Consider the following 12,860-nt stretch of genomic DNA (forward strand, 5'->3'; position numbering starts at 1 on the left):
GGGGCCGTGGAGTGCGACATTGCTGCTCCTTGCTCTGCGTGCCGGCGGGTGCCCGGTCGACGAGGACCGGGCACCCGTCCGGACGTCACTCGACGGTGAAGCCCTGACTCTCGGCGTAGGAGACGAGCTGGTCCTGCCAGGAATCCAGCGCGTCGGAGATGTCGCCCTTGTCGGCGATCACCGTGCCCATCGTCTCCTCGTAACTGGAGTAGACGTAGTCCATGAACGGCAGCCACTCGAAGTCGGTGTCCACCGTCTCGGAGATCTCGGCGAACAGGGCGTTGACCTCCTGGCCCCCGTAGAACTCCGATTTCTGGTCGACGAAGGCGGGGTCCTCCAGCACGGACACCTGCGGCGGGAACAGGAACTGCTCCGTCGCCAGGCTCATCGCGGACGCCTCGTCGTGGTTGATGAACTGCGCGAGCATGTACGCCGCGATGGGGTTCTCGCTCGTGGCGAGGACCGCATCGGAGGAGCCGCCCCAGTTGCCCGAGACGTTCTCGCCCTCGCTCCACTGCGGAAGCGGCGCCGCACGCCAGAGCCCTGAGGTGCCTTCTGCGGTGCCCTGCAGGAACACCGGCCCCCATGCGGCCGTCAGCCAGCCGGCGTACTTGCCGTTGGCAAGCGCCTGATACCACTCGTCGTTGAAGTCGACGTCGGTCGAGATGAGGTCGGCCTGGATCAGCTCGGTCCAGTAGTCCGCGACCTGCTTCGCCTCATCGCTGTTGACGTCGATGGTGACGGTCTCGGCGCCGTCGTATCCGAACGGCTTGACGCCTGCCTGCCAGAAAAAGCCGATCATCTGGCCCGCCTGCGTCGCCCCGACGTTGGAGATGTAGGAGCCGGTGGCATCCTTCACCGCCTGCGCGGCCGTCGCGTACTCCTCCCACGTGGCCGGAGGCTCGGTGATGCCCGCCGCGGCGAGGATGTCCTCGCGGTAGAGGTTCCCCATCGGCCCGACATCCTGCGGAATCCCCCACACCTCGTCACCGGGCGACACCTGGTTCCACGCCCACTCGACGTAGTCTCCGGAGATGTCGTCGGCCCCGTACGGCGCGAGGTCCAGCAGCGACTCGCTGAGCACGAACGAGGGGATGTACTGGTACTCCACCTGCGCGACGTCGGGCGCCCCCTCCCCCGCCTCGAGGGCGCTGCGCAGCTTCTGGTAGTGAGCCAAGCCCTGCCCGACGTTCTCGACGGTGACGTCGATCTCGGGGTACGCCTCCTCGAACATGGCCACCTCGAGCTCGATGTCGGGCACCCAGGTCCAGAAGGTCAGCTCGGTCGGCGTCTGCATCGCCTCGTCGATCTGCTCCTGCGTGATCTCGTCCTGCGTGCCGCCACCGCCCCCGTCGGACCCGCCGGTGCAGCCGGTGAGCACCAGCCCCAGCACGACGGTCCCGCCGACCAGCGACGCTGCTGTACTGCGCGACTTCCTCATGGTTCCTCCTGTGGTTGATCGGATCGCTCTATCCCTTGGCGCTCACCGCATCAGGAATGCCCTCGTCGACCAGGCGGGCAGTGAGACATCGGTGCCGTCGGCGAGGATTTCGCCGCTGACGGCGTCGGAGACGGATGCCGCCAGCGTCACCGTCTGCGGCTCCCACCCCCAGTTGAAGACGAACCAGGCGCGGCCGCCGTCCGGCAGCGCGCCCGACGAGACCGTGACCGGCAGCGCGCGATCGGGCGCCAGCTCGTCGGCGATCGGCGCGGGGACCGCCCAGCGCACGAGGTCCGCTGCCAGCGCCGGGGAGGGCACCGTGCCCACCACCGTGATGCGGCCTCCGCCGTGCGGGTGCGTTGTGACGGCGGCGAAATCGCCGAACCGGGGGTGGTCGTACTCCGCCAGCGGCTCGGCCCCGCTGGGGATCAGCCCATCGACCCAGAGCCGCGCCGTCGCGTCGGCGCCCGGGAACACCCCGGTGCCGTGCACCGGCACCTCCGCGGACAGGTTGGAGAACTCCTCGTAGCTCACCCCGGCCGCCTCGGCCAGCCGCGCCGGGGCGACCTCCGTGCGTGCGCGGGCCTCCTCGTCGCCGTAGCCGGTGCGGATGCCGATGATGAGGTGTCCGCCTGAGTGGGCGTAGTCGCGCAGCAGGTCGAGGTCGGCGTCGGATGCCGCGTAGAAGCCCGGCGCGATCAGCACCGGGAAACGGGCCGCCAGCGCCTGCGCTCCCAGGCTCAGTGCCTGGTCGGCGTGCAGCACGCGCGCCTGCGCACCGCCGTCGATCACGCCGCGGTGGAAGGCGTCGAAGATGCGCTGGTAGGACTGACGGTCGGGTCCGCCGTCGGCATCCGCCAGCGGGGGGAAGAACTCCAGGGCGTAGCGACTGTCGTTGGACCAGATCATCGCGACGTCGGCGTCGGGCTCGAACCCGTCGAGGGCGCTTCCGATGGCGGCGAGGGTCGCGCCGAGCCCGCCGATCTCGCGGTAGACCCGTCCGGGCCGCAGGCTGTGCGGCAGCACACCGCCCCAGTAGGTCTCGGTGCCGTACGGCAGCGTGTGCCAGTGCCAGTACTCGATCATCGCAGCGCCGCGCGAGATGAGCGCGAGGGCGGCCTGCGCGAGCTGCCCCGGGTACGGCGGCAGGTTGAATTCCGACCCGCCGATCGACTGCGCGTCGGTCTCAGTCACGAGGAACCGCGCCTGCTTCGAGGAGTAGAGGCGGTCCGCCTGGCGGAAGAGCGCGGCGACACCGGTCGTCGTCCAGGTCGTCACCGGCGCGCAGTCGAGCGTCGCGTCGAGGTGGTCCTGCATCGCGTAGTACGGGTTGCCTGCGGTGACATCCAGCGCCCGCACGACGGTCGCGTCGTCCACCGCGGGGCGCTGGTACGCGATGCAGGTCGTGACGAACTGATCGGCATGGGCGTACTCGCGCACAACGCCCGCCTGCCACGCGATGAAGTCGGTCGTGAGATCGGCCTGGTATCGCCGCCAGGCCAGGTCGTACTGAGGCAGCGAGTTGCCGTCAGGCGTCCACAGCTCGGACCAGTCGTCGAGACGGTGCGACCAGTAGGTGAGCCCCCACTCGCGGTTGAGGGTGGCGACGTCGCCGTAGGTCGCCTTCAACCGGCGGAGGAACCCCTGGAAGACGCCGCGATTGTGGAAGAGGTGCAGGCCGGGTTCGTTGTCGACCTGGAAGCCGATGACGGCAGGGTGATCGGCGTAGCGCTCGACCACGGCGCGGATGACGCGTTCGGCGTGGAAGCGGAACGCCGGATGCGAGTAGTCGACCTCCTGACGTGATCCCCAGGGCACGGGTGCACCCGTGCGCTGCTCGGCCGCGATCTCGGGGTGGGCCTGCGCCAACCAGGGCGGCACCGCGTAGGTGGGGGTGCCGAGGATCACCGAGATGCCCCGGCTGTGCGCGCCGTCGACCACCGGCTGCAGCCAGTCGAGGTCGAAGACGCCGTCGCGAGGCTCCCACGTCGACCACACCGACTCTCCCACCCGGATGACGGTGAACCCGGCATCCCGCATGAGATCGAGGTCGAGGGCGGTGCGGTCGTCTCGGTGGTACTCCGCGTAGTACGCGGCACCGAAGAGGATCCCCCCGGGCAGGCCTGGCGACTGTGATGTCATCGAATTCGCTCCATCGCGATATCGGAGGACCGGTGCCGCCTGATGTTTCCGACAACATCGTCCGCTGGGGACCTACTATGTTGCCGACAACATCGCGCGTCAAGAGTGACCGTCACGTCGCGATGGAGAGGACCGCTCGCCGATGAGATCCGAAGAGGCGCCTCTCGGGCGCGCACCGAACGAGGCGCGCCGCCCCTCGACCATCTACGACGTGGCGACGGCGGCCGGCGTCTCGCACCAGACCGTCAGCAGATTCCTCAAAGGCTATGAGGGCATCAGGCCCGAGACGCGCGCACGGGTGGTGCGGGCCCTGGAGGCGCTGGACTACCGCCCGAACCTGACGGCGCGCAGCCTCAAGTCCGGGCGGTCGCACCGCATCGCCGCATTCACCCACGAAGCATCTGAGGTGGGGCCGAGCCGCATCGCGGAGGGAGCCAGCGCCGCGGCGCGCGAGGCGGGCTACGTGCTCGATCTCGTCTTTGTCGACATGAGCAGTCCACGGGCGATCGAGGAGTCGCTCGCACTGCTGTCTCGGCAGGCGTTCGCGGGAGTGCTCGCCGTCGCCTCCAGCGACACCATGCTCAGCGCCCTCGCAGAGGTGGACTTCGGCGTTCCGGTGCAGCTGGAGACCGAAGCCGAGAACCAGTCGAGCTTCTCGGAGACCGCGATCACCGCGCTCGTCGAGCATCTCGCCGCGCTCGGGCACCGCCGGCTGCTGCACATGGCCGGCCCGCCCTCGTGGTCCGCGGCGCGCGGACGCCAGCACGCCTACGAAACCGCGACGGCGCGGTGGGGGATCGAGGATTCCGGGGTATTGCACGGGGACTGGTCCGCCGGCTCGGGCTACCGCGCCATCGCGGAACTCGGCGAGTTGCCGTCGGCCACCGGTGTGGTCGCTGCGAATGATCAGATGGCCCTGGGCGCCATGCTCGCCCTCAAGGAGCGCGGGCTGCGCATTCCCGACGACGTGAGCGTCGTCGGCGTCGACGACATCCCCGAGGCGGCGTATTTCGACCCGCCGCTGACGACGGTCCGCAACGACTTCGACGGAACGGGGCGCATGGCCGTGCGTCGCCTCATCGCGCGCATCGAGCATGCGGAGCCGCCGACTCAGACCCCGATCGGCGCCCAGGTGGTGGTGCGCCGTTCGTGCGCCACCCCACCGCCGATCCCCTGACACGCACGCCCGCGCGCAAATGTGATCGCTCACGGGAAGGACCGCGTTCCTTCCTATGGGCATCGCTGGCTGAACCATACGGCGAGGGCTCGTTACCGAACTGTTATCGCTCACACCCTCGCGGAATCCGAATTGTGAGGGCTAACATTCAGCGCACGGGCACTGATGCTCGCACCCGATACCGGCAAGGCTGCCGGTCCCGAACGAGGAGGTTGTGGGATGAACAGAAGGATCCTCGCCGGCGTCGCGCTGCTGGGCACGCTCGCATTGGCGACGACCGGATGCGCCGGTGGCACAGACGGCGGCGGCAACGCCGGAAGCGGCGGAGGCGGTGACGAACTCATCACGGTCGGCTTCGCGCAGACCGGGTCCGAGTCCGGCTGGCGTGCTGCCAACACCGAGTCGATGAAGGAGGCCTTCTCCGAGGAGAACGGCTTCGACCTCATCTTCAACGCCGCCGACAACAAGCAGGAGGCGCAGATCCAGCAGGTCCGCAGCTACATCAACCAAGGCGTCGACGCGATCGTCATCGCACCGATCACGGTCGACGGCTGGGACGACGTGCTCAAGGAAGCCCAGGATGCCGGCATCCCCGTCATCCTCGAAGACCGCACCGTGAGTGCGAGCGACGACCTCTACGCATCGTGGGTGGGTCTGGACTTCGAGAAGGAGGGCGAGACGGCCGGACAGTGGGTCGCCGACAAATTCGACGGCCAGGGAGCGAACCTCGTGATCCTCGAAGGCACGACGGGGTCGTCGGCCGCGCTCGACCGCGCGACCGGCTTCGCCAGCGCCACCGAGGGCACCGACATCACCGTGCTCGACTCGCAGACCGGTGACTTCACCCGCGACGGCGGCAAGAAGGTCATGGAGGGCTTCCTGCAGAAGTACGGCGCCGACATCGATGTGCTCTTCGCGCACAACGACGACATGGGCCTTGGCGCGCTGGATGCCATCAAGGCCGCCGGCCTCACCCCGGGCACCGACATCCAGATCGTCACGATCGACGCGGTCAAGGACGGCATGACGGCCCTGGCCAACGGCGAGTTCAACTTCATCGTGGAGTGCAACCCGCTGCTCGGTGAGAGGGCGGCGGAGCTCGTGAAGGCGGTCGTCGCCGGCGAAGAGGTCGACAAGCGCACGATCGTCGAGGACCAGAGCTTCACGCAGGAGCAGGCAGCAGAAGTGCTGGACTCCCGTCCCTACTGATCGCTGACCCACCGCTCGGGGGCCGGTCTCACCGGCCCCCGAGCCTCTCCTGGAGGAGATCGGCATGACTTCGCACGGCACCACCGCCGCCGCCACGCATCCCGTCGAGCTGCGCGGCATCAGCGTGGAGTTCCCCGGCGTGAAAGCCCTCGACGACGTCGACCTGACGCTGCGCGCCGGGGAGGTGCACACGCTCATGGGCGAGAACGGCGCGGGCAAGTCCACCCTCATCAAGGCGCTCACCGGCGTCTACGCCGTGGATGCCGGCACCATCCGCGTCCGCGGGCAGGAGCGCGAGTTCCGCTCCACCGCCGACGCGCAGTCCGCCGGGGTCTCCACCGTCTATCAGGAGGTCAACCTCTGCCCCAACCTCTCGGTCGGCGAGAACGTCATGCTCGGGCACGAGCCGCGGCGGCTGGGCGGCATCGACTGGGCGGGGCTGCACAGCGAGTCCGCACGGCATCTGGCGGGACTCGGCGTGCACATCGACACCCGATCGCTGCTGGGCAGCCACTCCATCGCGATCCAGCAGCTGGTCGCCATCGCCAGGGCGATGGTCACCGATGCCGCCGTGCTGGTGCTGGACGAACCCACCTCGAGCCTGGACCGCACCGAGGTCGAGCAGCTGTTCGCGGTCGTCCGGGACCTCCGCGACCGCGGCGTGGCGATCCTGTTCGTCACGCACTTCCTCGACCAGGTCTACGAGATCTCCGACCGCATCACGGTGCTGCGCAACGGTCGGCTGGTGGGAGAGTACGCCGTCACCGAGTTGCCTCGGGGGGAGCTCATCGCGAAGATGATCGGTCGCGAGCTCGACGTGCTCGACGCGCTCTCGCGCAGCGCCGAGCGCGCCATCGACCGCACCGGCGAACCGGTGCTCCGCGCCGAGGCGATCGGCCGGCGCGGCGTGCTCGAAGCCACCGACATCGACGTGTTCGACGGCGAGGTCGTGGGGCTCGCCGGCCTGCTCGGCTCCGGCCGCACCGAGCTCGTCCGCCTGCTGTACGGGGCGGACCGCGCCGACTCCGGCACCACCCGCGTGCGCGGCCGCACGGCACGCATCACCGCGCCGCGCCACGCGATCGACCGGCGCATCGCGTTCTCGTCGGAGGACCGCCGCGCCGAGGGCGTGGTGGGCGACCTGACGGTGGCGGAGAACATCATCCTCGGCATCCAGGCCAAGCGCGGCGCGCTGCGCAAGATGCGCAAGTCCGAGCAGGATGCCATCGTCGACGAGTACATCCGCGCCCTGGGCGTGCGGCCGGCCAACCCGCAGGCACTCATCCGCAACCTCTCCGGCGGCAATCAGCAGAAGGTGCTGCTGGCACGCAGCCTCGCCACGGCGCCGCAGCTGATCATCCTCGACGAGCCCACCCGCGGCATCGACGTGGGCGCGAAGGCCGACATCCAGCGCAAGGTCGCCGAGCTCGCCGAGCAGGGGCTGGCCGTGGTGTTCATCTCCTCCGAACTCGAAGAGGTGGTGCGCCTCGCCCAGCGCATCGTCGTGATGCGCGATCGCCGTAAGATCGGCGAACTCACCTCGCACGACATCGATGTCAGCGACCTCGTCGAGGTCATCGCCGAGGAATCCCCGGAGACCTCCGACCACGTGGAGAACGTCGCATGAGAAGACTCGTCCGTCAGCGGCTGTTCTGGCCCATCGCGGCCCTGCTGACCCTCATCGTCGTCAACACCATCGCGCGACCGTCGTTCATCAGCGTCACCGTGCGCGACGGGCAGCTCTACGGCCCGCTCATCGACATCCTGCGCAACAGCGCTCCCCTCATGCTCGTGGCGCTGGGGATGACGCTCGTCATCGCCACCCGCGGCATCGACCTGTCGGTCGGAGCGATCATGGCCGTCTCGGGCGCGGTGGCCCTGACGATCATCTCCGGTTCCCCCTCCCCCGACGACCTCGGCACGGTGCTCGTGGCGATCCTCGCCGGCGTCGCCGTCGCCCTCGTGCTGGGGCTGTGGAACGGATTCCTCGTCGCCGTCGTCGGCATCCAGCCCATCATCGCCACCCTCGTGCTCATGCTCGCCGGTCGCGGAGTGGCGCTGCTGATCACCGGCGGCTTCATCACCACGATCAACAGTGCGCCGTACCGCTTCCTGGCGCAGGGCTACGTCCTGGGACTGCCGGTGGCGTTCTACGTCTCCCTGGTCGCGATCGTGATCGTGGCGGTCGCCGAACGGCGCACGGCGCTCGGTGTGCTCACGGAGTCCGTCGGCATCAACCCCGAGGCCAGCCGCCTCGCCGGCGTGCGCTCGCGCGGCATCGTGTGGGGCGCGTATGCCGCCAGCGGACTGCTCGCAGGGCTGGCCGGCATCCTCTACAGCTCGAACATCTCCGCCGCCGACGCCAACGCCGCCGGGCTGTACATCGAGCTCGATGCCATCCTCGCCGTCGTGCTGGGTGGGACGTCGCTCATGGGGGGCAAGTTCTCGATCGCCGGCACCGTCGTCGGCGTCTTCACCATCCAGACCCTGAAGTCCACCATCACGTTCCTGGGGGTGCCGCCGGCGGTCAGTCCGCTGTTCCTGGCGATCGTCGTGGTCATCGTCGTGCTCATCCAGTCGCCGCGGCTGCGCGGTGGCCTCTCGCGCCTGGCGACCTCGTCGCGGACGCCGAAGACCCCGGAGGTGGTCCGATGACCGGTCTCACCGTGGCGGGAGAGACCCGCGCGGCATCCGCCGTCGGCTCGATGCGCCGCTTCACCAGCCGTCGCGTGACCTGGATCCCGGTTCTGGCCGCCGTGACGATCCTGCTGCTGCTGCTCGTGGGTGCGCAGCTGTACTTCGGCAACTTCTTCACGCCGCGCGTGCTGTCGTCCCTGCTGCTGGACAACGCCTACCTGCTGATCCTCGCGGTCGGCATGACCTTCGTCATCCTCACCGGCGGCATCGACCTGTCGGTGGGCGCGGTGATGGCGTTCACGGGGATGCTGGGGGCGAGCCTGCTGCGCGACGGGCTGCCCACGGCCGTCGTCATCCCGCTCATGCTCGCCATCGGCGCCGGGATGGGGCTGGCGGTCGGCGTGCTCGTGCACTATTTCGACGTGCAGCCGTTCATCGCCTCACTGGCGGCGATGTTCGCCGCCAGAGGTCTGGCCTTCATGGTGAGCCTGTCCTCGATCAAAGTGGAGGACCCGGCGATCCTCTGGCTGCAGTCCACGCGCCTGCAGGTCGCACCCGGCAGCTGGTACATCACCCCCACCGGCATCCTGGCCCTGCTGGTGGTGCTCGTCGGGGCGCTCGTACTGCACTTCACCCGCTTCGGCCGCACGATTTACGCGATCGGCGGCAGCGAGCAGTCCGCCCGCCTCATGGGACTGCCGGTGGTGCGCACGAAGATCCTCGCCTACGTCGTCAGCGGGGTGTGCGCGGGGCTCGCGGGCGTCGTCTTCACCGCGTACACGGGGGCGTCGTATCCGCTCAACGGCATCGGCACCGAGCTCGACACGATCGCCGCGGTCGTGATCGGCGGCACGCTGCTCACCGGCGGAAGCGGGTTCGTGGTCGGCTCGATGATCGGCGTCTTCGTCTACGGCACGATCAAGACGGTCATCTCGTTCCTCGGTGCGGACCAGTCCTGGACCCGCATCTCGATCGGCGCGCTGCTGCTGCTGTTCGTCGTCGTCCAGCGCATCATCGTCGCCCGGTCTGCGGCTCAGCGCCGTTGACCGCATGCCGGGACCGGTCGGGGGGCCTGGTCCCGGCATGATGGACTCCATGCACAACGTCGTCCCTCCGGTCGTCGAGATCGCGGGCGCCACGGTGCGCTTCGGTGTCGAGACAGCGCTGGACGACGTCTACTTCCGCATGTTCCCCGGCGAAGTGCACTCGCTGATGGGTGAGAACGGCGCCGGCAAATCGACCCTCATCAAAGCGCTGACGGGCGCGCTGCGTCTGGATGCCGGCGAGGTGCGTGTCGAGGGCCGCGCGCGCCGGTTCTCCTCACCGCACGATGCGCTGGCCGCCGGCATCAGCACGGTCTACCAGGAGATCGATCTGCTGCCGAACCTCACCGTCGCGGAGAACATCTGCCTGGGCCGCGAGCCCCGGCGCTTCGGCGCGCTGGACTGGCCCGCGATGCGGCGGCGCGCCCGCGCGGTGCTGAGCGACCTGGGACTGGACATCGACCCGAGCACGCTGCTGGGCAGCCACGCCCCCGCCGTGCAGCAGCTCGTCGCGATCGCGCGCGCGATCTCCACCGACGTGCGGGTGCTGGTGCTGGACGAACCGACCTCCAGCCTCGATCTCGATGAGGTCGCCGAGCTCTTCCGCGTCATCCGCGAGCTCACCGCCCGCGGGGTGGCGGTGCTGTTCGTCTCCCACTTCCTCGATCAGGTGTACGAGATCTGCGACCGCATCACGGTGCTGCGCGGGGGGCGCCTCGTGGGCGAGTACGTCCCCGACGAGCTGCTGCGCATCGACCTGGTGCAGAAGATGCTCGGCCGCTCCATCGCCGAGCTCGGGGTGCGCTCGCGCCCCGAGACCGATCCCGACGATGCTCCCCCGGCCTATCTGCAGGCGCGTGGCGCGACGCCCCGGCCGCAGCCGGGCGACCCCGACGTCGCCCTGGCGGAGGGTGAGGTGCTGGGCCTGGCCGGCCTGCTGGGCTCCGGGCGCACGGAACTGGCCAGGGCGCTGACGGGCGTGGACCGGGTGGATGCCGGCATCCTGCGCATCGCGGGGCGACCCGCCAGCCTGCACAGCCCCCGGCAGGCGATCTCGCTCGGCGTGGTCTACTCCTCGGAGAACCGGCGCACCGAGGGCATCATCAGCGAGCTCAGCGTGCAGGACAACATCACCCTCGCCCTCCAGGCCCAGCGCGGAATTCTGCACCGCATGCCCGACGCGCGACGCCGCGAGCTCGCCGTCAGCTGGATCGAAGCGCTCGGCATCCGTCCCGCCGATCCCGACCGGCCCGCCGGCACCCTGTCGGGCGGCAACCAGCAGAAGGTGCTGCTGGCGCGCCTGCTGGCGCTCTCGCCGCGCGTGATCGTGCTGGACGAGCCCACCCGCGGCATCGACGTGGGGGCGAAGGTCGACATCCAGAACCTCGTCGGCGAGCTCGCCGACAACGGGCTGTCGGTCGCGTTCATCTCGGCCGAGCTCGAAGAGGTGCTGCGCGTCGCCGACCGTGTCGCGATCCTGCGCGACGGTCGGGTCGTCGAGATCGTGCCGTCGGAGGACCTCACCGCCGACTCGCTGCTGGCCCTCGTCGCACAGCCCGACGACGACGGGCAGGAGGGTCCCGCATGAGCGAGGACAAGAGCGCCAGGGCGGCGAACATCTTCGACGTCGCGCGCCTCGCTGGGGTCTCGCACCAGACCGTCTCGCGGGTGCTCAACGACCTGCCCAACGTGCGTCCCGCGACCCGGGCCCGCGTCGAGCAGGCGATCGCCCAGCTGCGCTACAGCCCGTCGCCAGCGGCCCGTGCCCTCGTCACGCGCCGCACCCGCACGATCGGGCTCGTCACGCCCGGGGTGTCGGACTTCGGTCCCACCTCCATCGCGACGCACTTCAACGTCGCCGCGCGGGGCGAGCGGTACTCGGTGGATGCCGTCTCGTCGCTGGATCCCGACCCCGCCGGCATCCGCACCGTCGTCGAAGGCCTGATGCGCCAGCGGGTGGATGCCATCGTGCTCATCGTCAACGACGTCGCCGTGCTCGAGGTGGTGCAGGGGCTCGACGTCAGCGTGCCGCTGGTCGCGGCAGCGGCGACCCAGCGCCGGCATCCGAATCTCGTCTCGATCGACCAGTACCGCGGGGCCCGCGCCGCCGTGCGGCACCTCGCCGAGCAGGGGCACGAGCGCATCCTGCACCTGGCAGGACCGCCCCGGAACCCCGACGCGCTGGAGCGGCTGCGCGGCTGGCGCGACGAGCTGGCCGCCCGTCGGCTGGAGGCCGTCGAGCCCGAGCACGGCGACTGGTCGGCGGCGAGCGGCCATCGGCGCGGGCTGGCGCTGGACCTCGCGCCCGGCGACGCGGTGTTCGTCGGCAACGACCACATGGCGATCGGCGTGCTCTCGGCCCTGCGCGAGCGTGGGCTGCGGGTGCCCGAGGACGTCAGCGTGATGGGCTTCGACGACGTGCCGGAGGCGGCGTTCCTGCTGCCACCCCTGACGACGGTGCGCCAGGACTTCGCCGCCCTCGGGGAGCTCATCATGCAGAAGGTGCTGCTGGCGGTCGAGGAGCCCGATGCCGTCACCGAGTCGACCCCGCTGCCGACCCATCTGGTCGTGCGGGAGTCGACCCGGCGACGCGACTGATCACGCGATCGCGGTGCGACGGGTGAGATCCGGATGCCGCGGCGGCACGAGCCACGACACGAGCGCGATCGCCAGCGGCAGGCCGAAGGCCAGCAACGCGAGCCAGGGCCACGGCAGGTCGGACAGCTGCGGCGGGTTGTAGGTGTTCTGACCGGCCAGCACGACGCCCCACACCGGCAGGATGCCGGCGACGGCACCCGTCACGGTGCCGAGCCCGGTGATCACCAGCGCCTGCCACAGCGCGATGCCGCGGCGCAGACGCCTGCTGCCGCCGACGGCGGCGAGCGTCGCATCATCCGGGCGGCGCTCGACCCGCGCGAGGCCCAGCGCGACCGCACTCGCGGCGATCACGAGCACGGCGGTCGCACCGAGGATGAGCCACAGCCAGCCGGCCGGGGCGGACGGGCCGCTCTCGAGCTGAGGCCACAGGTAGACGTCGGGGTTCATGCGCGACGCGGCCTCGGCGTCGGCGCGCAACCGGTCCAGTGCCGTGACCGACAGGGGCTCGTCGTAGGCGGCGACGAGGGTGAAGCCGCCGTAGCCGATGCCGAGGCGGTCGGCCGTCTGCGACGAGACGACCACGGCCCAGGGCAAGGCCACGGGCGTCTGCAGA

General features: G+C 70.0%; 10 protein-coding genes. 7 read left to right on the forward strand and 3 right to left on the reverse strand.

Translation table 11 applies throughout. The annotated features are described in order from the left end of the window. Positions 1-85: 85 nt before the first annotated feature. Both NQ160_RS06495 and NQ160_RS06500 read right to left on the reverse strand, forming a co-directional pair. A complete protein-coding gene (locus NQ160_RS06495) occupies positions 86-1,441 on the reverse strand; it encodes an ABC transporter substrate-binding protein (RefSeq protein ID WP_257514413.1) in 1,356 nt (451 codons plus the stop codon). A gap of 42 nt (positions 1,442-1,483) precedes the next feature. Beyond that, on the reverse strand, positions 1,484-3,583 hold the full coding sequence (locus tag NQ160_RS06500) for a beta-galactosidase (protein ID WP_257514414.1): 2,100 nt from the start codon (positions 3,581-3,583) through the stop codon (positions 1,484-1,486). Positions 3,584-3,725: 142 nt separating this feature from the next. Here NQ160_RS06500 and NQ160_RS06505 point away from each other — a divergent pair, with 142 nt between their 5' ends. The 7 genes from NQ160_RS06505 to NQ160_RS06535 all read left to right on the forward strand — a co-directional run bounded on the left by NQ160_RS06505 (position 3,726) and on the right by NQ160_RS06535 (position 12,247). Beyond that, positions 3,726-4,760 carry a LacI family DNA-binding transcriptional regulator gene (locus tag NQ160_RS06505; protein WP_257514415.1) on the forward strand — a complete coding sequence of 345 codons (1,035 nt, stop codon included), beginning with the start codon at positions 3,726-3,728 and terminating at the stop codon, positions 4,758-4,760. A 219-nt stretch (positions 4,761-4,979) separates the two neighbouring features. Then, positions 4,980-5,969 (forward strand): ABC transporter substrate-binding protein, encoded by a 990-nt coding sequence (locus tag NQ160_RS06510; RefSeq protein WP_257514416.1) that lies wholly within the window; start codon positions 4,980-4,982, stop codon positions 5,967-5,969. 64 nt (positions 5,970-6,033) lie between these two features. Then, positions 6,034-7,596, forward strand: coding sequence for a sugar ABC transporter ATP-binding protein (locus tag NQ160_RS06515; RefSeq protein ID WP_257514417.1), 1,563 nt, complete (start codon positions 6,034-6,036; stop codon positions 7,594-7,596). Further along, positions 7,593-8,624 carry an ABC transporter permease gene (locus tag NQ160_RS06520; RefSeq protein ID WP_257514418.1) on the forward strand — a complete coding sequence of 344 codons (1,032 nt, stop codon included), beginning with the start codon at positions 7,593-7,595 and terminating at the stop codon, positions 8,622-8,624. Before NQ160_RS06515 ends, NQ160_RS06520 begins: the two co-directional genes overlap by 4 nt. Beyond that, positions 8,621-9,652 (forward strand): ABC transporter permease subunit, encoded by a 1,032-nt coding sequence (locus tag NQ160_RS06525; RefSeq protein WP_257514419.1) that lies wholly within the window; start codon positions 8,621-8,623, stop codon positions 9,650-9,652. Before NQ160_RS06520 ends, NQ160_RS06525 begins: the two co-directional genes overlap by 4 nt. Positions 9,653-9,701: 49 nt before the next feature. Then, positions 9,702-11,237: a sugar ABC transporter ATP-binding protein gene (locus NQ160_RS06530; protein ID WP_257514420.1), complete on the forward strand. Its 1,536-nt coding sequence runs from the start codon at positions 9,702-9,704 to the stop codon at positions 11,235-11,237. Continuing rightward, positions 11,234-12,247 carry a LacI family DNA-binding transcriptional regulator gene (locus NQ160_RS06535; protein WP_257514421.1) on the forward strand — a complete coding sequence of 338 codons (1,014 nt, stop codon included), beginning with the start codon at positions 11,234-11,236 and terminating at the stop codon, positions 12,245-12,247. The genes NQ160_RS06530 and NQ160_RS06535 overlap by 4 nt, the downstream gene beginning before the upstream one ends. On the opposite strand, the gene NQ160_RS06540 is transcribed toward NQ160_RS06535, so the two are convergent. Beyond that, positions 12,248-12,860: FtsX-like permease family protein (locus NQ160_RS06540; protein WP_306852715.1), on the reverse strand; the 613-nt coding region annotated here is incomplete at its 5' end.

The sequence above is a fragment of the Microbacterium sp. zg.Y909 genome, from assembly GCF_024626565.1.